The sequence below is a fragment of the Rhodopirellula islandica genome (assembly GCF_001027925.1).
Classification (GTDB): Bacteria; Planctomycetota; Planctomycetia; order Pirellulales; family Pirellulaceae; genus Rhodopirellula; species Rhodopirellula islandica.
On the sequence record NZ_LECT01000006.1, the window covers coordinates 138,183 to 161,581 of the forward strand.

The following is a 23,399-nucleotide window of genomic DNA, read 5'->3' on the forward strand; positions in this document are numbered from 1 at the left end:
CGTTTGGGCCCATCACGAGCAACCAGTTCGGGTGGTGGATGGGGAGGTGGGACGAAACGCGGTGGAATTAAACGTGAGCACGGAGGCGGTGCTTGTCCGAATCACTGGTTTCGTTGAGTGGTGGGAAGGGAGACATCATCTTAGGCGAAGCAACCACTCAGTGAAGAAGCCCAGACGATCGAGACGGCAGGCAGCTTCCATCTTTTCGTCTAGCAAAGGATGTCATTCCTCCGATTCTGTCGCCCCTTGAGTGGCCGGCAAGTTCCCGCTGATTGCGACGGCCGAGGCGGTGAATGAGATGCCTTGTGTGTTGCTCGTATCGACCATCACGGTCTCCACAATCGGTTGGTTGACCTCGGTCCCCGCCTGCCATTCAACCAGGAAGCTGGCGCCGCTGCCTCCCGTTTTGTCATCGCGTTGGATGACAAATTCGGTGGCTGCGAGTGGGGCGAGCTGCAATGGTTTCTGCAGCAACGATCGAATCTCTTTTCCGCTGGTGTCGTAGTACCGGACGGATGTGATCACGATCTCATTGTCAACGTCGGTGTTGCGAACGTTCAGCGTGACCGTCAGCAGATACGGATCACCCTTTTGGTGATAAACGTGCGAGTACGCGGGAACATAGAGCCGCTGGCCCGTGACAGGGTGCCACGGCATCGTGTCCAGTTCGCGTCTGGCTTCGTCGCGAACGCTGGGGGATTGAAGAGGCAGGTTCTCTTCGATCGAGCGAAAGCGAAACTCGATGAAAATCACCAGCAACACAATCGGAACAATCACGAACAGAAACGTGAGCAGCTTGAGGTGCCGCGAGATCTGTTCGGCGCGTTCTTCACTGAAGGGAGTCGGCATGAGTTGGCGCATGGGTGGGATGAATGGGCGTGAACGTGGAGTTCACGCCCAGATTCTTCTCACGAGCAGGTCGCGTGACGACCTTCGCGAGAAACGTTACCCAGCCACTTCTGCCGGAGGACCCGACGCTGACTCGGATGCAAGTTCTGAACCGCCGTCCCCGAGGAACTTGGTGTGGCCGGTCTTCACATCATACAACGCACCGATCACCTTCACACGTCCGTCTTGCACTGCTTCGCGAATGATGCGGCTTCTTTTCAGAATTTCCTCGACGGTGTGAATGACGTTGGCTTCGGCAACCTTGTCGACGTATTGCTCCATCGCTTCCGCGGATAGATTTTCGACCGCTTCGGCGGAGTCACTGGGGACGCAGGGTGCGATCTCATCGACGATTGACTGCAAATGCTGGCAACCCGTCGCTGCTTCGGCGCCTTGGTTGGCGGCGATCAGTTCGACGGAAGAAGTCACTGCTCCACAACGCGTGTGTCCCAGGACAGCGACCAGCTTCACTCCGGCAACGCCGACGGCGTATTCGAGGCTGCCCAGTGATTTGGTGCCAACGATATTCCCGGCCACTCGCACACTGAAAATGTCCCCCACACCGAGGTCGAAGACCAACTCCGTTGGCACCCGCGAATCGATGCAGCTCAGGACGGCCGCCAGTGGGCTTTGTCCCGCCGCGGTCGCATTGACCTGTCGTCCTAAGTCGCGGTTCAATCGCGTGCCGTCGGCAAAGCGACGGTTTCCGTTTCGAAGAATCTTGATGACTTGGTCGGAGGTGACTTTTTCTTGCAGTTCACGCGATGTGAATTCGGCGAATTCTTTGACGTCGCTGAGTTGATACTTCTGCCGGAAGCCAGCCAGGTTGACCGAAATGTCTCGGGGCGGGGCCACGTTGTCTTTGAAGTCTCGAATCAGGCTCAACACATCGGGATCGATGTAATCGGAGCGAGAGGCGTCGATCACAAGTTTGCTGCCGGGACTCGTTTCGTTGAGGACTCGGTCCAAGGCGGCGCGGTTGAGAAAGCTGACTTGGTTGGAGAGCTCAATGTGAGTGACATCGCCATCGACTTGCGTTTCCACAATGCGCCGAATTGGTCGACGCAGGTTGCTGTTGAGAATGAACAAAATGCTGATTCCCAAGCCGATCAGAATTCCGACCAACAAGTCCGTCATGACAATCGCAACGACGGTGACGATGAACGGTATGAATTGATAACGACCTTCCTTCCACATCTGCTTGAAAATGGTGGGGCTGGCCAATTTGAAACCCGTCACCAACAGGATCGCCGCCAATGCGGACAGCGGGATTTTGTTCATCAAAGTCGGCAAGAAAGCAACGCTGATCAAGATCAGCGCTCCGTGGAAGATCGCCGACATTTTCGTTTTGGAACCAGCACCGACGTTGACCGAACCACGAACGACGACCGAGGTGACGGGAAGCCCACCTATCAAACCGCAGACCATGTTGCCGCACCCCTGTGCGATCAATTCGCGGCTTGGTGGTGAGTTGCGTTTCGCTTTGTCGAGCTTGTCGACCGCTTCCAAGTTCAGCAATGTCTCCAGGGACGCGACCACCGCAATCGTGACAGCGGCGATGTAAATTGCCGGGTCAAACGTTCGGCTGAAGTCGGGCATCCGGAGGAAACCGACGAACTCAGAAAAGCTTTGTGCGATCGGGATCTGTACCAAGTGTGATCCGCTGACCAACCAGTCTGGGCCGATGTTGGTGAATCCCAAGTTGATCAGGACTCCCACGGCAACCACGATCAACGGGGCGGGAACCAGGGACTTCTTGAGGGCAGGGATACGTTCCCAGATCAACAGAATGGCAATCGACAAAAGCCCGATCACCATTGCCCCGACGTGAATCTCACCAGCGAAGATGGTCAGCAGCTCAGAGAACGTGTTTTCCTGGTCAGGTTGGATGAACGACATGTCCCCTTCTGGGTCGGTGTCGTGGCCGAAGATGTGAGGGATCTGCTTCAAGATCAGAATCACACCAATTGCGACCAACAGTCCTTTGATGACGCTGGAGGGGAAAAACGCCGAGAGGGCACCGCCTCGAGCGATCCCAAAACCGATCTGGATGAGGCCGGCAATCAGCACGGCCAACAGAAAGGCTTCGAAGGATCCCAGCAAGGTGATTTGCGCAGCAACGATGGCGGTCAATCCCGCCGCGGGACCACTGACGCTGGTGTGCGATCCACTGATGACGGCGACCACCAGGCCCCCGACAATGCCTGACAGCAATCCGGAAAAGAGGTCTGCACCGGAGGCCAGGGCGATTCCCAGGCAGAGTGGGAGGGCGACCAGAAAGACCACCAAACCCGCGACGAGGTCTTGGGCAATGGAACTGGGGGAATACAGACTGGTCGGTTTGGGAACTTCGGATGTCGACATGGAGAATCCTTCGCAAAACGAAACGTCGTGATGCAAGTGAAAGAGCGGGATCAAAACTGTCGAACTCGAGCGCTGCACCTGCGCAGCGTTGGATCACTTCAGTCAGTGCGGAACGCATCCACGGACAAACAGTTTGTGATCAGGCATGCCAAGTGAACCGTCCTGGGAACAATCGTTCCGGTGGAGGGTGCTTCGCAAGAGTTCAAAGACGAAACGGTTGGACGTACCGGTGGCCTAGCACCGCATCGGTGCGAGCAGTCCGTTGGCGATTCGATGACCGTCAATTGCTGAAAGAAGGGGGCGCGTTTGCGGAACCAGGTTCCGGCCCGACAGGAGCTCTCGAGGGAGGACAAATCCGCCCTGAGGCGACCGAAGTTGTTGGACACGTCGGTGCGGAGAGCACGGGACGCGTTCTTCGATTTCTTCCGTTTCGGTTTGTCGACCGTTCCCCAGCAGCGAGCGGGAAACGGTGGTGGAGATCCCCAGCGTCGGGAATGCAAGCAAAAACAGCATGATGAATGACATCATGCGGCTGCCGCGACCCAGATCGAAGTGACGTGGAGAAATATTCAAACTGCAGTTTGGATTGGTTGAGATTGAATGAGAGAGGAGCTTGGAGGCTCTCTCAAGAGGTGGTTTTATTCTAGTGGCAAGGCGGATGCCGACAAGGACGAATCGGTCGTTCACTCCGGTTCTGGAAGGATCGACATTCCTACGTACTGAACCTTTCCATCGGACGATAATTCTCGTAAATGAAGCACAATTTTGTCAATTTGGACCGCGGCGCCAATCTTCATTTTGTCTTTTTTAAGATGCAGTCGGACCAACTCATCCATGGTGAGGTCCCCGTCGTCGGCCAGTTTTAGCTCGTAAAACTGCTCCAATTCACGAACTTTGATCGAGCCTCGCAGCGGAAATTCGAGTTCCGGCGGGAGGTCGGTGGTGTGGGCACGCGTGGGGGCAAAAACACGGTCGACCATCGCACGAATGCTTGGCCGTAGCACGACAACCACGTGATCCCCCGGTTTCAACTGCGATCGACCTTGTGGCAGCACCGTTTGCTCGTCGCGAACAATCAACGCAATGACCACTCCATCGGGCAGCGCCAAGTCTTTGATCAAGCAACCCGATGCCCGTGAATCCTGTTCGATGAAGTAGTCGACAATGTCCCCGTCCACGTTTTGAAGCGAGCTGATCTCAAGCGTCACCGGCGTCTTTTGATGCTTGGGCACTTCCAATTTCAAAACGCGCGCGACCGCGGGGAGGGTCCAGCCCTGCACAAGTGCCGAAACCAAAACGACGAAGAAAACGGTGTCGAAGATGATCGAGGCGGCAGGAAGTCCCGCCATCATTGGGAACGTGGCCAGAGTGATGGGCACCGCGCCTTTGAGTCCGACCCAAGACAGAAACGTCAACTCGCGAGTCGAGAATCGAAATGGCATCCCGCACAAAAACACGGCGATGGGCCGGGCCACAAAAATCAACACCGAGGCGATCAAAATCGCCGGGACGGTGACGTTCCACAGGCGACTGGGAAAGGACAAAATGCCAAGAGCCGTGAACATCAGGATCTGGCACATCCACGCCAATGCGTCGTGGAACAAGACGATGCCTCGAAGGAAAACAGGCCTTCGATTGCCAATCACAACGCCGGTGAGGTAAACGGCCAAGAACCCGCTGCCACCCAGTTCGGAGGCCATGCCGAATGAGAACAGGCCCAATGCAGTGGCCATCACGGGATACAAACCCGCCGCTTCCAATCGGATGTTCTGCAGCAACCAGGCACCGACCCAGCCCACCGCGAGACCCATGCCGGTGCCGACGACGGCTTGATTCAGGAACAACGTGACCAGGCCAAACCCAAGCGGCGTCTGTCCGGTCAGGACCTCAATCAAACCGACGGTCAAGAAGATCGCCATGGGGTCGTTGGAGCCGCTTTCGACTTCCAAGGTGTTCGCCAACCTGGGGCGGATATGAACGCCACCTCCGCGAAGCACCGAAAACACGACCGAAGCGTCGGTCGAGCCCACAATGCTGCCGAGCAGCAACCCCTGCGTCCAACTCAGGCCCAGGATCCAAGATGCAGCCAATCCGGTGATCCCGGCCGTTACCACCACCCCCACCGTGGCCAACAAAGAGGCGGGCTTCCAGGCTGATTGAAAGGCCGCGTAGGGCGTTCCGATCCCGCCATTGAACAGAATCAAGCACAGCGCGGCGGTGGCAAAACCATGGGCCAGCGTGTAGTTCTCAAATTCGATTCCCCCGATGCCTTCGGATCCCGCCAGCATTCCGATGGCTAAGAAAACCACCAGCACGGGGACACCCATTCTCGCCGAAAATTTGTTCGACGCGATTCCTAGTAACAGCAAACTCCCGGCGAGCAGGATGAGAGTTTCAATGCTGAACATGATTGGATCAGAAAGAGGAAGGAAGGATGATCGGAAGTCGTCGGTTGGGTTCCTACCGGACGTTCAGTCTAGGGAACCAAACGAAAACCCGGAAAGCCCGCGGAGCACTGCCAAGGAACTTAGCAGTGTCGACGCGAGCTGTCCGGATTCTTTTTCACTTCCGATGCAAACCAGACACTTGGAGAAGAAATCTGGCTCCTTCATGCCAACGGATCAAGTGCCTTCCGGTGTTGTTTCTGGCTCGGTGCGTTTCGCGAAACGTCGCAGCAAAACATAGAACACAGGCGTCAAAAACAAACCAAAGATCGTGACTCCCAACATGCCTGCGAACACAGCGGTTCCCAGCACGCGTCGCATTTCGAATCCTGCACCCGTGGCAACCAACAACGGCACCACACCCAGGATGAACGAAAATGCCGTCATCAGAATCGGACGCAACCGCAACCGGCAAGCCGCGATGGCAGCATCAAATCGGTTCTTGCCAGCGTCCTCTTCCGCTTTGGCAAATTCGACGATCAAAATCGCGTTCTTACACGCCAGACCGATCAACACGATGAAACCGATCTGTGTCAGAACGTTGTTGTCCATCCCACGGAACCAAACGCCGGTCAGGGCGAACAGCAGACACAGCGGCACAATCAAGATGATGGCCAGCGGCAGCAACCAACTTTCGTATTGTGCGGCGAGAGCCAAGAACACGAACAAGACCGCCAGCGGGAACAGGAAGACAATCGTGTTGCCTGCTTGTTTCTCCTGGAAGGCGATCTCGGTCCATTCATAGCCAAAACCGGGTGGCAGATTCAGATCGGCCAATTGTTCCATCGTCGCCAGAGATTGCCCGGTGCTGAAACCAGGAACGGTGGTTCCGTTGAGGTCGGCAGCAGGAAACAGGTTGAATCGGACCAATCGGTCCGGGCCAGCGGTCTTGGTGATGTTGACGACCGAGCCCAGTGCCACGGAGGCTCCTCGATCGCTACGAGTCCGAATCCGGGAAATGTCGGCCGCCTCATCGCGAAACTTGGGTTCCGCTTGCGCGGTGACCCGGTAGGTACGGCCGAGGAAGTTGAAATCGTTGATGTACACCGATCCCAAGTAGACCTGCAACGCTTCGAAGACTCGGTTGACGGGGATATCCAGCATCTGTGCTTTGGTCCGGTCCACGTCCGCGTAGACTTGTGGGACATCCATTCGCAGGTTCGAGAACACTTGCGTGACGCCAGGTTGTTGGTTGGCTTCGGCAAGCATTGTCTGGGCGACTTGGTTGAGTGAATCCAGTCCCGCACCGCTGCGGTCTTGGACATACATCTTGAAACCTCCCCCACGCCCAATCCCACGAATCGGGGGTGGCGGAATGATCAAGATCTGAGCTTCGTTGATGGCCGCCACTTCACGCCGCATGTCCGCCACGATTGCATTGACCCCACGCCCTCGTTTGGCTCGTTCCTTGGCGTCTTCCAACGGCAAGAATGTCACCGCCGCGTTGGGTTTGATCGAGAACGTGGCCCCGGAAAGACCGGCGATTCCGACGGCATGCTTCACCCCGTCGATCTGCTTTCCAATCTCCGCCACTCGCCGAGTCACCCGGTCGGTTCGGGCCAGCGACGCACCGTCGGGCAAGTTGATCGCAACGATCACGTAGCCCTGGTCCTGGTCCGGAATGAAACCAGTCGGTACCAGGCTGAAACTGAACCCGGTGAGAACCAACAGGCCCGCGTACAGCACCAGTGCGAAACCGGTCCTCTTGATCAAACTGCCAACGATCGATGCGTAGATGTTGCTGGTCGCATCAAACGTTCGATTGAACAACCGAAAGAACCAGCCGAACAGGAAGTCAATCATTTTTCCCATTCGATTCTTCGGCGCGTCTTTCGGACGCAGCAACAACGCACACAACGCTGGGCTGAGCGTCAACGAAACGAAGGTGGAAATCGCGGTGGAGATCGAGATCGTCAACGCGAATTGTTGGTAGAACTTGCCACTGATCCCGGGCACAAACACCGTGGGCACAAACACCGCGATCAACACCAATGTCGTGGCAATCAGGGCGGACCCGACCTCGTCCATTGCCTTGTGAGTGGCCTGCCGTGCGGTCATGCCCTCGGCAATCAATCGCTCGACATTCTCGACCACCACAATCGCGTCATCGACCACAATCCCAATCGCCAGGACCAATCCAAACAGGGACAAGGTATTCAGCGTCACCCCCAGGAACTGCATCACGGCGAAGGTGCCGATCAAAGAAATCGGAATCGCGATCACGGGGATGATGGTTGGACGCCAGCCATGCAAGAATAGAAACACGGTCAAGACGACGAAAATCGTTGTGATGAAGAGCGTTTCAAACACTTCGGAAATCGAATCCTCGACATAGTCGGTCGGGTTGTAGGCGACCTCGAACCCGATCCCCTGAGGGAATTCCTCGCTCATTTCGTTCATGATGCGTTTGACTTCCGCCGCGGTTTCAACCGCGTTGGTGCCGGGACGCTGATAGACCAGCACTGCGACGGCGGGTTTGCCATCGAGATAGCTCAATCGCGAATAGTCTTGAGCTCCCAGTTCAATGCGGGCCACATCGCGAAGTCGCGTGATGCGTCCGTCGTCGCCTCGTTTGACAATGATGTCGCCAAACTCATCTTCGCGAATCAGGCGTCCTTGCGTGGTGACGTTGAGCTGAAAATCACCGGTGTCATCGGTCGGTGGTTGGCCGATCACACCGGCCGCGACTTGAATGTTCTGGGCTTGGATGGCATTGACGATTTCACCCGCGGTCAAATCGACGTGGGTCATCTTTTCGATGTCCAGCCAAATGCGCATGGCGTATTCGTTGCCGCCGGCGATTCGGATTTCGCCGACTCCATTCAATCGCATCAATGCATCGCGAACTCGTAGAAACGCGTAGTTGCTGATGTACAGCTGATCGCGACTGCCGTCGGGCGAGTTCAGGTGAACCACCATCAGCATGTCTGGGATTTGTTTGGTCGTCGTCACGCCGATTTGGCGGACTTGATCAGGCAAACGAGACTCTGCAATCGCGACTCGGTTCTGCACCAACACCTGGGCATCATCGAGGTCCGTGCCCAATTTGAACGTCACTGTCAACTGCATGGTTCCGTCCGAGCTGGACGACGATTCCATGTACAGCATGTCATCGACGCCGTTCATCTCTTGTTCGATCGGCGTCGCCACGGTGTCAGCGATGACTTCCGGGGTTGCCCCGGGATAACTGGCTCGAACCAAAATGGTCGGCGGCGCGACGCTGGGATACTGCGACACCGGGAGCGTGAAATACACGATCCCACCGACCAGCACGATCAGGAATGACAGCACCGAGGCAAAAATCGGGCGTTCAATGAAGAAGTGTGGGAACTTCATCGTGTCACCTCCGTCTTGCGATCCGCGATGGGGACGGCGGTGGGGGCGGGCGAAATCCATTCTTCTTTGGGAACGGGGAGATACTCGTCAGGCAATCCGTCTTCGACGACCTCGATCGTCCCGTCGATGGTGTTCACCTCGGCATCGGGACGCGACTGCATCAGGCCTTGGATCACCAGCAATTCGGTGCCGTCCAAGCCCTCTCGAATGACTCGCAGACCATCGATGATGGGGCCGCTCGTGATTGTTCGTCGCTGAATCACACCATCGACGACCACGTACACGTACTGAGACGATTGATCGGTGCCAATCGCCGAATCAGGGATCAACACCGCATCGTGCGGAGCACTGCCGGGGATCCGAATGCGAGCGAACATGCCGGGCAGCAACAGTTCATCTTCGTTGGCAAACACGCTTCGGGCACGCATGCTGGCTGTGTCGACATCAAACCGGTTGTCAACGAAGTCCATGTGTCCTTGGTGCAGGAAACCCTCTTCATCCATCAAACCGAGGTACACGGGGTTCTTGGCCACACGCGAGCTTTCGCGTTCACCCGATTTGGCCAGGCGGGAATACTTCAGCACGTCTTGTTCGGTGGCGTCAAACACACAGTAGATCGGCTGCACCGAAGCGATGGTTGTCAGCAACGAAGAGGTCGCCGTTCCACCCGCGATCAAGTTGCCTTCGGTCACGTACTTGCGACTGATGCGTCCAGTGATCGGCGCACGGATACGAGTGTATTGAAGATTCAGTTCAGCCGTGTCAACGCCAGCCTTGGCGACTTCGATTTCCGCTTGCGCGGTGGCGATCGCGGCTTCGCTTGAGTTGAGGCTGGCGCGGACGCCTTCGATGTCTGCCTTGGCTTTGAGGAACTCTGCTTCACGGTCATCGAGTTCGTCTTGGGAAGAGGCGTTGCGTTCCACCAAACGCTGCGTTCGTTTGTAACGAACATCAGCGAGGTTCAGCTGAGCTTCGGATTGCAACAGGTTCGCGCGGGCGACTTCCGTCATCGCCTTGGCTTGTTTCAGTAGCGATTCCGATTGTTGAAGTTTGGCTTGTGCCGCCGCCAATTCTGCTTCGTAGGGGCGTGGGTCGACGATGAACAGGAGATCGTTTTTCTCAACGATTTGTCCCTCGTCAAAGTGGACCGATTGCAAGTATCCGTCCACTCGTGCGCGGACCTCCACCAAATCAACCGCTTCCATCCGGCCGGTGTAGGCGTCCCATTCAACGATCTTCTTCGAGATCGGTTGGGCCACGGTCACGGTCGGCTTGGGCATTGCGGGAGGACCGCTCGGGGCATTGCCACACCCAGTGACAGCGAGCAACATCCCACCGATGCCAGCTCCCAGAGCAAGCTTCCCAAGGAAGTTGAGGTTGTGATGAGGAGGAGTCATGATTCAGAGGGGTCCAGAAACGGGAGGGTGATTCGGGGGGGGCGTGGCGTCTCCACGCAGGCGGGGCGGAGCGACCAAGGTGAATGGGGGGGGCGACCGAAGTCAGTCGTCAACGTGTGAGATCGATTCGCGAGTTTGATTGAGCAATTGCAAAAGCTGGCTTTTGTCCGCCTTGCTGAGCTGCTTCAGCATTCGATCTTCCATCTCTTTCAAGGGCTGCATGGTGTCGTCCACCAGTTGTTTGCCTTTCGGGGTGATCGTCACATGCACCACCCGGCGATCTTCTGTGCAGCGGTTCCGCTCAACCAGCTTTTGTGAGCAAAGGTGGTCCACCAGCGATGTGACCGCGGGCACAACCTGGATCATTTGTTCGCCAATCTCGCCGCAGGTCAGCGGGCGTTCTGCCAATGCGAGACTGCGTAGGATGTTGAAGCGTGAGAGCGTCAATCCATGCTCGCGGAACAGTCGCGAAAATCGGTTCTCAAGTTGGTCACCGATACGGAGGAAATTCAGCAAAACCTCTTGGTCCAAGCAGCGAAACGGTTGAGGGCGATTCAGTTCGTGCTGCAGGCTCATCGCGACTTCCTCAAACGGACTTCGTTTCACTGCTGAATAGGTTATTAGTGAAATATCTTTTGTCGAGTATTTTCCGCCGAGAAAATCGAGGGGGGCGGAAGTTCGCGAAAGGTCCGGTTTGCGGGCGGTGGACGTCCGCAGCAGGGGGCGCGTGTTCCGATGGGTCTGGGTTTGCTCAACCAACCCGGCTCATTCGGTCTTGAGTTGATCCAATTGGCCACGCGTGGGGACGACGTCCGCGAGTGTGACGCTGTTCAGATAGTCCATTTGGATGCGTTCGGCGTTGGCCAGCACGCCACTGAGTTTGCAGAACGAATGGATCACGCAACTGTGGTCGGATCCAACACAGGGCAGGAGATGCGTGTCGTTTTCAATCGTTTCGATGATCTGGCCCACGGTAACGTCTTCCGGTCGAACGGCCAGTTCAATCCCACCGCCGACTCCGCGGATGCTTCGGACGTAGCCTTCTCGCGCGAGCAAGTTGACCACTTTGGCGACATGGTTGACTGAGATATTAAAAAGCGAGGCCACCCCCGCGACGTTGGCCCGAGTGTCTCTCGTGGCCAAGTACATCAGCGTTCGCAACGCGTAGTCAGTTTGGGTCGTCAGTTTCATGTCAATCCAGAGTAAGTCTCGCAGGTGCAATCATCGTAGCAAACTTCGGGATTTTGCGTCCTTCAGAAGCAAGCTTGGACGGGCTTGGGAGGAGCGACGCCGAGACGGCAATCGCTCTTCCTGCTCGCGGGTTTCGGAGGGGGAGAGGTGCCCCCGAGACCGCTGCGGGGAAAGTAGCTCCCCTTGTTTGATTGACTTGGGGGGTGAGTCCGCCTAGGCTCGTAGGGGTGCCAGCCTCTGCTCTTGGTCGAGCGTTGCTTTTCTTGAGGTGGCAGACTCTCCGTTGGACCGACTGAAGAATCGATGTCGCGTGTTCTCTTTCCATTCGTAGTCGCCGTTTTACTGGCGGGCGTTTCGACGCCACGTTCAGTCGAGGCGAGTTGCGGGGATTGGTTGCAGCACTCCGGCAGCACTTCCATCGTCGCTGCTCAGCCGTCATCGATGCGAATCAGCGAAGGTGGAAACAGCGAATCGGGAACGCAGCAGAATCGCCATCTTGAGATGGCCCAACAAGGTTTGCCCAGTCAGAGACTGCCCAGTCGAGGGCTGCCCAGCCAATCGGTGCCAGCCAAACCGTGTGATGGCCCGTTGTGTGGCCAACTACCAGTGCTTCCGATTCCTGCGCCGATGATTCCTGTTGCTGAACGTCCGCATCACGATGCGGTTTGGAAGGCGGGGGCGGAGAGCGTTCGCTTGGGCGAGTTCCTTTGCCGATCGCAGGAAGACTCGATGGATGTCCAACCGGGATTCTCGCTCGGGATCGATCGCCCGCCGCAGATGACATTGTCTCAGGCTTGAGCAAGTCGTTTCCACACCCTGGTCTGCACGCCTCGATTGTCATTCATCGTCTTGGTCGATGATCCACATGCGGGCGCAGCACCAATCACACAGTTCGCCTCTGGCGTTGTGTCAACGTTGCGGAAGAGGTCTTGCTCGAAGTCATCGCCTGCGCCAATTCGTTTGCGCTGGCGAACGAAGGGTCCCGATTGAAAGTGCTCCGCTTTCATTCGATTGATGCACCCCATCCGATGTTCTCGGTGGCGGGTGCGCACCTCGTCTGTCATCTGACCGTTTCTTGGAATCGACTCATGTCATCTGTTGCACAACCCGGTGCGGCCGTGCCGAAGCCGCGAAAAAAGTATGTTCGCGCGGTTGGTCCGCGGCTCAAAAAACTGCTCTACGCCATCTTCGTTCTGTTCGCATTGCTGTTGGCCAACTCGGGATATCTGGCGACGTTCACGTTCCTCGAGTGGTTTCGGGATCAGACGTACCAGGACTACTTTTATCAATACATGTTCCTGGCTCACTTGGTGATGGGACTGCTGTTGGTTCTGCCGGTCGTCATCTTTGGGTTCATCCACATGTGGAACACCAAGGATCGTCGCAACCGGCGGGCGGTCCGGATTGGGTACGCTCTGTTCGCGGTCAGCTTGGGGATCCTCGCGACGGGAATTTTGTTGGTTCGGATCGGTGGGTTTGATTTGAAACAACCATTGGCACGCAACACCGTGTATTGGTTGCACGTCGCGTTTCCGCTCGCTTCGATTTGGCTGTATTGGCTGCACCGCTTAGCCGGACCGCGCATCAAGTGGCGAATCGGAATGAGCTTTGGCGGGGTCGCGGTGGCGTCCATCGCCGCCATGGTGATCTTGCAGATGCAGGATCCTCGGCAGTGGAATGCGGTGGGACCCGACTCAGGCACGCAGTACTTCGAACCTTCCTTGGCGCGGACGTCGAGCGGTAACTTCATTCCCTCCGATGCATTGATGAACGATGAATACTGTTTGAAGTGTCATGCCGACATTCACAAAGATTGGCAGGACAGCGTTCACCGGTTCAGTTCTTTCAACAATGCACCCTACTTTGCCAGTGTCAGCGAAACACGAGCGAAGTCGCTCGAGCGGGACGGATCGGTTCAGGCCTCACGATGGTGTGCGGGTTGCCACGATCCCGTGCCCTTCTTTTCGGGGGCATTTGACGATCCCAACTTTGACATGACCAATCACTCAACTGCCAAAGCGGGGATCACGTGCACGGTTTGTCATGCGATCACAAACGTGAACAGCGTGCGAGGCAACGCCGACTACACGATTGAAGAACCACTGCACTATCCGTTTGCCAACAGCGACAACGCGGCGCTGCAGTGGATCAACAATCAATTGGTGAAGGCGAAACCTTCGTTTCACAAGAAAACGTTCTTGAAACCGTTTCACAAAACGGCGGAGTTCTGTTCGACGTGCCACAAGGTGCACTTGCCAGAAGCGTTGACCGGTTACAAAGAATTTTTGCGTGGCCAAAACCACTACGACCCGTATTTGTTCAGTGGCGTGTCCGGGCACGGTGCAAGGAGTTTTTACTACCCGCCCAAGGCGGTCGACAACTGCAACAAGTGTCACATGCCCTTGGTGGCATCCAATGACTTTGGCGCGAAAAAGTTTGACGGCGCCGAGGAGCTGAGTGTGCACGATCACATGTTCCCCTCGGCGAACACCGGGATCGCCTGGCTGCGTGATCGAGAGGACGTTATTGAGGCGCATCAAGAGTATTTGCAGGACGTGATGCGTGTCGACATCTTTGGTGTTCGGGAAGGTGGTGAGATCGATGGCGAATTGATCGCGCCCCTGCGTCCAGAGGTGCCCGCACTGAAACGGGGTGAAAAGTATCTGCTGGAAACGGTGGTTCGGACGATGAAAATGGGGCACCTGTTTTCGCAGGGGACCGTGGACAGCAACGAAATTTGGTTGGAAGTCAAAGTCACCAGCGGCGATCGATTGATCGGTCACAGCGGTTGGGTCAATGAAAACAGACACAATGAAGTCGATCCGTGGTCGCACTTCATCAACGTGTTCATGCTGGACAAGGATGGCAACCGAATCAATCGGCGAAATGCCGAAGACATCTTCACGCCGCTTTACAATCACCAAATCCCACCGGGGGCTGGGCAGACAGTTCACTACGAACTGAATGTGCCCGACGATGTGAGCGAACCGATTCAGGTGGAGTTGAAGTTGCTGTATCGAAAGTTCGACACGGAGTACATGGACTTCGTGGCCAGGGTCAATGAAGAACATGGGATTCAAATTCGCGGGCACATTCCCGGTCAGCACTACACCAATGAGTTGCCGATCACGACGATGGCGGTCGACACGATGGTGTTCCCTGTCGAAGGGTTGGACGATGCCGTTGAAAATTCACCGCGGGACATTCCAACCTGGCAGCGTTGGAACGACTACGGCATCGGTTTGCTACTGAAGGGCAAGGCGGAACTTCGTCAGGCCGAAGGCGCTTTCCGTGAAGTGGAGGCGTTGGATCGATACGACGGCCCGCTGAACTTGGCTCGCGTCCTGAACACGGAAGGTCGGCTGGATGAAGCGGTCGAGGCCTTGCAGCGCGCCGATGGGTATCGCGAGACCGAAGGTTTTCCACGCTGGACGTGGGCGTGGTTGTCAGGCGTCATCAACTCGCAACAGGGACGCTTGGAAGAGGCCGAACAAAACCTTCGAAGCGTGCTGGAAGACAGCACGGAAGACATGCAGCGTCGCGGCTTTGATTTCAGTTTGGATATTGAAGTGATCAACCAACTGGGTCGCACTTTGTTCGATCTGGGCAACACTCGCGAACGTCAACGTCGGACTGACGAGAGTCAGGCCTATTTCGAAGAGTCGGTCAGGCAGTATCAAAAGACGCTGCAGATCGATCCTGAAAACGTTTCCGCTCATCACAATTTGCAATTGCTCTATGAGCGTCTCGGCGATCAAGAGTCGGCAGAGAAACATCGGAAACTGCACCAAATCTACAAGCCGGATGACAACGCCCAAGGGCGTGCGATTCGTCTGGCCCGAGAAAAGTATCCCGCTGCCAACCACGCGGCCGAAGCGGTCGTGAAGTATTCCTTGCATCGGGAATTGCCAACGGAAACCCCACCGCCCGAAACCCCAACGGACCATTCCGCTGCGGTCACCAGCCCTGCCCCCGAAGGAGATGATGATGTCGAGTGATCCGCAGTCAAACGAAGTGGATGAAAGTGAATTGCGTGATGAAGCCGATATCGGTCGCGCGATGCGGGGGTCGTTGATCGCGTTGGTGGCAATCGTGCTGGTCGGCGGCATCGCCGCCTATCTTCTGACGCGTCCCAAGCCGGCGCCGCCGGTGCGCGAATCTCAGTTGGCGAGCGTTGCCATTCGAGAACAACCCAAGGTGGTGCTTCCAAAAACCCCGTTCAAAGACATCACTGAAGAGGCGGGGATTTCGTTTGTGCACAACAACGGCGCGACCGGAGACAAGTTGCTGCCTGAAACGATGGGGGGAGGGAGCGCGTTCCTCGATTTTGACAACGACGGGGATCAGGATCTGTTGTTGATCAACTCCATGGATTGGCCCTGGGATGAACCCAGTGGTCGGGGGAACACATCGGGACTGTACCGAAATGAGGGTGGCACCTTTGTGGATGTGACGCAGGGATCCGGATTGGATGTCGAGATGTATGGCATGGGGTGTGCCGTTGGCGACTTCGATCAAGACGGGTTGGTGGATGTGTTCATTTCGGCGGTCGGGAAGAATCGCTTGTTTCGGAACCTTGGTGAGGGGAAATTCGAAGACCTCACCGAGTCCGCGGGTGTGAGCGGCGCGGAAGATCGCTGGAGCACCAGTTCGGGCTGGTTTGACTATGACAACGACGGCGATCTGGATCTGTTTGTGTGCAACTACGTCGTTTGGAGTCGCGAATACGATGAGTCGCAGGGGTTTCAACTCGTCGGTGGCGGACGGGCCTATGGGCGACCGCAAAATTTCGAAGGCACGTTCTCATACCTGTATCGCAACGAAGGGGACGGGAAGTTCACGGACGTTTCCGAAGCGGCTGGCATTCAGGTTCGAAATGTTTCCACCGACGTGCCACAGTCGAAGTCGCTGGGTTTGGCACTTTGTGATTTCGACCAGGACGGCTACATGGATGTGGTGGTCGCCAACGACACGGTCCAAAACTGTTTGCTTCGAAACAGTGGTGACGGGAAATTTTCGGAGATGGGCGCGATTTGTGGGATCGCATTTGATTCCACCGGCAACGCTCGCGGGGCGATGGGGATCGATGTGACATCCTTTCGTGAGCGATCCAGCATGGCGGTTGCGATCGGGAACTTTTCCAATGAAATGACGGCGTTGTATGTGACCAAAGCCGGGCGAATGCAGTTCTACGACGAAGCGGTCTCGACCGGACTCGGTCCCAGCACGCGGTTGTTGCTGACGTTTGGTTTGGCCTATGTCGACTATGACCTGGACGGTCGCTTGGATCTGTTTTGTGCCAACGGCCACTTGGAAGAAGACATCAATCGGGTGCAGCCGAGCCAGCACTACGAGCAGCCACCGCAGATGTTTTGGAACGCGGGACCCGAGTATGAGACGGAGTTTCTTCCTGTCGGTGCGGAGCAGTTGGGCAACGATTTTGTTGTGCCGATGGTTGGTCGCGGCGCATCGTATGCCGACATTGATTTGGATGGCGACTTGGACTTGCTGATCACGTCGGTGGGGCGTTCACCACGGTTGTTGCGCAACGATCAAGCAACCGGTCACCATTGGCTGCGACTGAAATTGGTGGGCGACGGGGTGAAGTGCAATCGCGATGCGATTGGGGCTTGGGTGGAGGTCACGGTCGGCGACGAGGTGCTGGCCAAACAGGTGATGCCGACGCGAAGCTATCTCACTCAGGTGGAGTTGCCGTTGACGTTTGGGCTGGGGCAGCACGAGGCTGTTCAGAACGTGACGGTGCGGTGGCCAGATGGCGAGAAGATTGAGTTGGGGCCGATGAAGGTCGACCAGGTGCACGAGATCACTCGGTGAAGGTTGCAAGCCAATGTTGAGCGTGGTGCTGGTCCAGTGAAGCGGTCAAACACACTTGAATTGCGACGGGACAGACGTCGAAAGAATCGGGCGTGAGAGAATTGGATCCTCGTGATCTAGGTCCCCGCCATTTCGGGCGATCGTTTGGCTGGGATTTCGACCGCGACTGTTTCCAGACCGATCAGATTGCGGAGACGTGTGACCATCGGCGGCGATAGCTTGCGTCCGGATGCAATGAGCAGCAGGCCGTTCGGCATTCGAACGTCTTCTGCGACCATCATGCCTGTCAACAGTTCAGATGTTGAAATGCTTTCGATCGTCGGTTTAGGCTGTGCATCGGTAGCATGACGAACATGTTCACTGAAGTTTTGGTCAAGGTCTGGGAATCGATCTTCAATTTCAGTTAAGGCGACATCACCGGTTTCGCCTCGACGTTTCAGCATGCTTTGGTAGTAGCTGAGTAAGATCGATTGAGCAATTTTGTCGTCATCATTGGTGCACTGCTTGGTCGTGATCTCGGTGCTTCCCATTCGATCCAGCAAATCAGAGATCGGTTCCAGTCGTGGGATTTGTTTGATCAATTGGCTGGAAATGGAGAAGACTTCTTTCACGATCTTGCGATGTTCGTCCGACGTGATGGACGCTTTGGCCAAGGTTTCTCGTTGGTCGAGGTTCAGCAGTGGAATGCCTGCGACCATCAAGCGAGAGGTCAACGGCACACGCCAATCGGTGTCCGCGTTGCATTCGGTGAGCATCTCTTTCGCTGATTTCAGGATGTCGTCGGTGTCGACCAACGGATCGTCAACGTATTCAATGATTTCCACCAGGACACTGATCGCACCTGAAAAAGTCTTCTTGAGCAATTCTTCTTTGCTCGTGATCAAGTCGTGTTGTTTGATTCCGGCATTGATGGCCGCTTTGATGTCGCTCATTTGGCAAGGTTTGTTCAGGAACCGAAAGACTTGCCCGTCGTTGACCGCGTCCATCGCGGTGGTGAGGTCCTGGTTTCCTGTGAGCATCAGGTACACGCTGTTGGGCGAGATCTCACGCGCCTTTTGGATGACTTCGATGCCTTCCATTCCTGGCATCCGCATGTCGACCATGACAACGGAGAAGGTTTCGGAATTCTTGATGCAGGCCAAAGCCTCTTGACCGGATTCGCAGGTGGTGACCTCGAAGTCAAAGGACAGGTTTCGCTTGAGTGTGTTCAGCAAGCTGTAGTCGTCGTCGACGAGTAGGATTCGTTCATTCATCGGGTTGTTCGCCGGTTGAATCAAGTGTTTAGGTGGTTGTCAGGGAGATCAAGTCAGAACCGGAACACGACAGGTGTCCGGGCGTTCTTTGTCGGAGTCGTCTGCAATGGACTGGCTGGCGTCCATTGGGAGCGTCACGATGAAGGAGCTTCCGACGTTGGGTTCGGATTCCACATGAACCGTGCCATTGTGTTTCGAGGAGACAATGTTGTATGTCAGCGAGAGTCCCATCCCGGTGCCCTTGCCGACCTCTTTGGTGGTGAAGAACTGGTTGAAAACTTTGGAACGGACATCCGCTGACATTCCGGTTCCGTTGTCGCTCACGCGAATTTCAACTTGGTTGTCGTTTTGCACTGAGTTGACTCGGATCTTGCCTTCGAGTTCAGGCTCACTTGCCTTGCGTTCTGCGATGGCGTCCGCCGCGTTGACGATCAAGTTGATGAAGACTTGGCTGAGTTCTGCCCCGAAGGCAGGGATTGGCGGTAGGTCGTGTGACAAATCCAGTTCCAATTCAGCAACATATTTGTATCGGTTGCGGCTGATGATTGCCGCTTGCTGAATCAGAGTGTTCACATCGGTGTCGTTCATCTCTTGCCGGCCTGGATGCGACATGGCTTTCATCGCTCGGACAATCTCGATCACACGAATCACCGCTTGTGATGCTTCTTCGATGGCATCCGGCGTCTGTTCTCGCAACACGTCGTAGCGATGCTGCTTGGTCAACGATTCGAGTTGTGATTGAGCATCGACCGCATTCAACGAAGGGCTTTTGAGCAATTCGAACAATCCGTCGGTGAACTGGAAGAGACGCTCATAGCTCATGGTCAGGAATTCCACGTTCCCGCTGACACATTGCATGGGGGTGTTGATTTCGTGAGCGATCCCAGCGGCGAGTTGGCCCATGGATTCCAGTTTCTGGGCTTGCGCCAATTGGCGTTCCATGGCTTGCGTGTCACTCAGGTCTGTCGCGAAAGCAACGAACACGGGCCGAGTTTCAAACGTCGACCGGTGAATGTCCACGTGTACTGGAAATGCGGTGCCGTCCTTCCTCACGTGAGCCGAGTTGAACGCGCATCGTTCGCTTGGGTCTGCCATGGCCACGGTGATCCGTTGACGCAGTTCATGGTTTGAGATGCCTTGGAGGAAGTCCTGCGGGGAGCAGTTGCCCAGTTGGTCGCGTTCCAGGCCGATGCTCCGCAGGAATCCGCGGTTGGCTTCCACCAGGCGCAATGTCTCCGCATCGAAAATGTAGAGCTCATTGGGCGATTCTTGAATCAAATTGGCAAGCGATTTGCCACGCGACTCGGCATGTTTCAGGTCGGTGATGTCGAGGAAACTTCCTAATGTTCCAAAGCAGTTGTTTTGATGGTCGTGAAGCGAGGTGGCGCCCGCTAGAACCGTTCTGGATTCCCCGGCAAAGTTCTGCAAGATCTCTTCGATGTTGACAAGTTCCACATTCTCATCCGGTGAATCGCAGAAGCTGGACAATCGGTTGTGCGCTTGGTCGTTCGAAGGGATGATGTCATTCATTCGTTTGCCAACGATGTCTTGGGGCGACTTCAGTCCAACGAACTCGCTGAATATTTCGTTGCAACCCAAGAAGGTTCCGTTGATGTCACGCCAGAAGACGGCGGCGGGAATGCGCTGCAGAATGGTGTCCTGAATGTGGCGTTGTTGCTCGATCTCTGACGTCCGACTGCGAACACGTTCTTCCAGCAAGTCACGTTGTTGAGTGAGCGAGGACTGAAGTTTGGCCAGTTCCCAGAGAGAGAGCCTGTTTTGACGAACTCCCAGGATCAAGAAAATCGTCTCAAAGACAATCCAACCGGCGTGTTCCAAAGCACGAAGGGGCGATGGCGAGAGAACGCCAAACACGGACTCAGGCCAGAACAGGCTGCGGACCAGATGGTCCAGGCTGATCACGGAGACTGCCGGCAGGAACACCCAGGGATCTTTGTAAAACGCCAGGAAGGCGAGTGAGCCAAAGATATGGAAATGGGACTCGATCCGGCCGCCCATCAAGTGGATCAGCAAGGCAGAGAATTGCATTTGCGCGACGGCCATGATCATCCGCGTCATGCGCTGGCCAGGGAAATTGATGGCGAGAAACACCGGGAAGATGGTGAGCAGTCCGCCGCCAACGATGGAACTCCAGACATGCACGTGGACGAGTTGTTGGGACCCAATCCAGGTGTACGGCGAAATCCAAACGGCGCAGCCTATTGCAAACGCCCATTGCAGAGCGAGAACCACAGCCAATGCGCGGTCCGCACTGATTTGCCGTGATTGCAAATGCTCCGCAAAGAGGATCTGCGCACTCTTTGGAAGAGGTGCCGTTTCGAGTTCGTTTTCTGACATGACTATCCGGCTCGAGGACTACAGCCGACAACCGAAAACCGGTGTCGAAGTGAGAGGCGGTGTTTGGCCTCGAAGCAACATGGAAATGGAGCGCACGCCAAGGTTGTCACCTTCGTGATTCCGAGAAGCGGTGATCCCGCCATGAAAACGGGGTTTGCCATGAGGGTCGAAAACGACCACCGCGCCCGACGTCTTCATGCCCAACTCCATCGCCGCCTTCCCTGCCTCATCCGCTTGAATGGAAGCGTGAGGGATGCGCGAGAGACGGGAGGTGATTTTTCCGTCCATCCAATCGCTGTTGGTGTCGGCGGGATGGTAGACCAGGAATCGGCAGGTCAGTTGGTTGTCAACCTGACGGAGCAGGCGTTGCAGTTCATTGACCGATGCCACCGTGCAGGGGCATTTCGGATGAACGGCCATCACCAATTCCCAGTCGGAAGAGTTGGTTGATCGCGAGACGCTGGTCGGATGTTCGACGGGTCCGGTGGCAGGCGGCGGTTCGGAGGGACCCGCCGTGTTGCCGTAAGCAATCAACGCGAAGAAGAGACCCGCCAGAAGGCAGCCCCAAAGAACTGCGACTCGAATCAGGAACGGCGGGATCTTTCTGGTCGTTGGATGGACCGCTTGCAGGTCCACGCTCTGGACGGAACCAGAGCGGGTTTTTCGATGTAACATGTCACGTGCCCCGCGAGCAATGTTGGATTAGTAGTGTTGTTGCCTTGATTCCTCAAGGCTGTCAAACGCTACATCGGAATCGTGATGCAGACCTGGAGAATGAGAATTCGGGGATGAGAAAGACGCTGCCTCGCCTGGGGGAGCAATGACCTTGGCGGTTGAATCGAATGTGCGGCCGGTGCGGGATTGGAGGGGCTGGGGAGACTGGTTCGCAAGCTCGATCCTATTCAGACCGCCGATGGCCTGTTTTAATGCCGTGCTTGCAAGGCCCCCTTCCTGTTTGGGGTGCTCCGTTGCCAATCACCTCTTTCAGGCCTGAAGCGTTGTCACGAGTTTCTTCCGTCGAGCTCATCATGGAACTTGCGAGGAGCTTGCACGCCTGCGGTTCACCGGCGTACGAGTTGGACTTGGAAATGGAGCAGGTGGCAGCCTCGTTGGGGCATGAGGCGAGCTTCTTTTCGACGCCAACGGCCCTGTTTGTGACCTTCGGTGGCAGCGAGACTCGGTTGTTGCGTGTCTATCCAAGCGACACCAATCTGGGGCGGTACGCCGCACTGTTTGAGTTGCAACGTGCGATTCAGGAAGACCAGTTGGAGGTCACGGAAGCTTGGGATCAATTGGCCCTCATCAACGAAATGCAGGATGGGTACGGACCAGCGGTTCAGATTGCCTCGCAAGGCGGAGTCGCTGCGTGTATCAGCGTTCTGGTGGGAGGCGACGAGACAGTCGTGCTTGCTGCGGGCGTCATTGGGTTGATCGTCGGGTGCGTGGTGGTGTGGATGAATCACGTGCGACATCAGGCGCACTTGATCAACGTGGTCGCGGGGTTTGTGGCCAGTTCGATTGCCTGTGGCATTCAGGCCTTCACCGGCGCGGGCAACTTTGAGATCACGTCTTTGGCCGCTTTGATTCTGCTCGTTCCTGGATTGCATCTGACGATCAGCATCAATGAATTGGCAACGCAGAACTTGGCTTCGGGGTCGGCTCGGTTTGCCGGTGCGATGACCACGCTGCTGACGATCGTGTTTGGCGTCTCGATGGGCTACGGTCTGGTCAAAGCATTTCGGCCGGTGCCTTCTTCGTTGCCTTTGCATTCACCCGATTTGTTGGCGTCGGCGCTGGTTCTGGTGCCGATCGGGTTGTGCGTTGCTGTGACGTTTCGGGCGCGTTATCGCGACATCCCTTGGTTGCTCGCATCGACCTTGGTGGGTTATGGCGCATTGCGTTTGGCGGGAACCACCTTTGGGCCCTTTGCTTCGGTTGGGATTGCCTCCTTTGTGGCCAGTGTGACCAGCCACTTTGCATCCAATCGATTGGGGATCCCCACGGCGGTGATGTTGCTACCAGCGCTGCTGCTTTTGGTTCCCGGTAGTCTGGGATTCTCGGGTTTCTCGCAGATCATGGTCCAAGAGGACCTGCCCAGTGGCATTCGACTGACCGCGACGATGATGTTGACCGCCGTCTCGATCGTGGCCGGGTTGCTGCTCACCGACGTTGTGGTTTCGCGTTCGGAAAAGCCATCGCCCGAGTCGGCAGAGCAGAGTTCGGAGAACTGAGAGCAGGGGTGCAGCACGTGCCTAAGCAGGTCGGCAGGAATGATCGGGCATCATCATGTGAGCCGTTTGGGCGTTCGCCCCGGTTGTACGTGGGAGCAACGA

15 protein-coding genes are annotated in these 23,399 nt (G+C 56.2%); 4 read left to right on the forward strand and 11 right to left on the reverse strand.

The features are described 5' to 3' along the window. Positions 1 to 222: 222 nt before the first annotated feature. From RISK_RS01975 to RISK_RS02010, 7 genes are all read right to left on the reverse strand, one after another. The gene (locus tag RISK_RS01975) at positions 223 to 849 is read right to left on the reverse strand and encodes a DUF3124 domain-containing protein (protein ID WP_047812708.1); all 627 of its coding nucleotides are present in this window, start codon (positions 847 to 849) and stop codon (positions 223 to 225) included. 96 nt (positions 850 to 945) lie between these two features. Continuing rightward, entirely contained in the window at positions 946 to 3,252 is a 2,307-nt protein-coding gene (locus RISK_RS01980; RefSeq protein WP_047812709.1) for a SulP family inorganic anion transporter, read from the reverse strand. Between the two features lie 683 nt (positions 3,253 to 3,935). Then, positions 3,936 to 5,660 (reverse strand): potassium/proton antiporter, encoded by a 1,725-nt coding sequence (locus RISK_RS01990; RefSeq protein WP_047812564.1) that lies wholly within the window; start codon positions 5,658 to 5,660, stop codon positions 3,936 to 3,938. A gap of 213 nt (positions 5,661 to 5,873) precedes the next feature. Further along, complete coding sequence (locus RISK_RS01995; RefSeq protein ID WP_047812565.1) at positions 5,874 to 9,032, reverse strand: efflux RND transporter permease subunit; 3,159 nt, start codon at positions 9,030 to 9,032, stop codon at positions 5,874 to 5,876. Further along, the gene (locus RISK_RS02000) at positions 9,029 to 10,429 is read right to left on the reverse strand and encodes an efflux RND transporter periplasmic adaptor subunit (protein WP_047812566.1); all 1,401 of its coding nucleotides are present in this window, start codon (positions 10,427 to 10,429) and stop codon (positions 9,029 to 9,031) included. Before RISK_RS02000 ends, RISK_RS01995 begins: the two co-directional genes overlap by 4 nt. Before the next feature lie 102 nt (positions 10,430 to 10,531). Beyond that, on the reverse strand, positions 10,532 to 11,005 hold the full coding sequence (locus tag RISK_RS02005) for a MarR family winged helix-turn-helix transcriptional regulator (protein ID WP_047812567.1): 474 nt from the start codon (positions 11,003 to 11,005) through the stop codon (positions 10,532 to 10,534). Positions 11,006 to 11,194: 189 nt separating this feature from the next. Next, the gene (locus RISK_RS02010) at positions 11,195 to 11,620 is read right to left on the reverse strand and encodes an RrF2 family transcriptional regulator (protein ID WP_047812568.1); all 426 of its coding nucleotides are present in this window, start codon (positions 11,618 to 11,620) and stop codon (positions 11,195 to 11,197) included. 303 nt (positions 11,621 to 11,923) lie between these two features. On the opposite strand from RISK_RS02010, the gene RISK_RS02015 reads away from it, so the two are divergent. Continuing rightward, positions 11,924 to 12,418, forward strand: coding sequence for a hypothetical protein (locus RISK_RS02015; protein ID WP_047812569.1), 495 nt, complete (start codon positions 11,924 to 11,926; stop codon positions 12,416 to 12,418). Here the strand turns inward: RISK_RS02015 and RISK_RS02020 are convergent. Continuing rightward, on the reverse strand, positions 12,409 to 12,684 hold the full coding sequence (locus tag RISK_RS02020) for a hypothetical protein (RefSeq protein WP_047812570.1): 276 nt from the start codon (positions 12,682 to 12,684) through the stop codon (positions 12,409 to 12,411). The two genes, RISK_RS02015 and RISK_RS02020, sit on opposite strands and share 10 nt — an antisense overlap. A 24-nt stretch (positions 12,685 to 12,708) precedes the next feature. Here RISK_RS02020 and RISK_RS02025 point away from each other — a divergent pair, with 24 nt between their 5' ends. Next, the gene (locus RISK_RS02025) at positions 12,709 to 15,618 is read left to right on the forward strand and encodes a multiheme c-type cytochrome (protein WP_047812571.1); all 2,910 of its coding nucleotides are present in this window, start codon (positions 12,709 to 12,711) and stop codon (positions 15,616 to 15,618) included. After that, a complete protein-coding gene (locus RISK_RS02030) occupies positions 15,608 to 17,455 on the forward strand; it encodes a CRTAC1 family protein (RefSeq protein ID WP_047812711.1) in 1,848 nt (615 codons plus the stop codon). Before RISK_RS02025 ends, RISK_RS02030 begins: the two co-directional genes overlap by 11 nt. Positions 17,456 to 17,571: 116 nt before the next feature. On the opposite strand, the gene RISK_RS02035 is transcribed toward RISK_RS02030, so the two are convergent. The 3 genes from RISK_RS02035 to RISK_RS02045 are packed head-to-tail and all read right to left on the reverse strand — an operon-like array spanning position 17,572 to position 21,741. Beyond that, positions 17,572 to 18,708: a response regulator gene (locus tag RISK_RS02035; RefSeq protein ID WP_047812712.1), complete on the reverse strand. Its 1,137-nt coding sequence runs from the start codon at positions 18,706 to 18,708 to the stop codon at positions 17,572 to 17,574. Positions 18,709 to 18,756: 48 nt separating this feature from the next. Beyond that, entirely contained in the window at positions 18,757 to 21,066 is a 2,310-nt protein-coding gene (locus RISK_RS02040; RefSeq protein WP_047812572.1) for a PAS domain-containing sensor histidine kinase, read from the reverse strand. Positions 21,067 to 21,084: 18 nt separating this feature from the next. After that, entirely contained in the window at positions 21,085 to 21,741 is a 657-nt protein-coding gene (locus RISK_RS02045; protein ID WP_053061021.1) for a thioredoxin domain-containing protein, read from the reverse strand. A gap of 353 nt (positions 21,742 to 22,094) precedes the next feature. Here RISK_RS02045 and RISK_RS02050 point away from each other — a divergent pair, with 353 nt between their 5' ends. Next, entirely contained in the window at positions 22,095 to 23,297 is a 1,203-nt protein-coding gene (locus RISK_RS02050; protein WP_047812713.1) for a threonine/serine exporter family protein, read from the forward strand. Positions 23,298 to 23,399 lie beyond the last annotated feature (102 nt).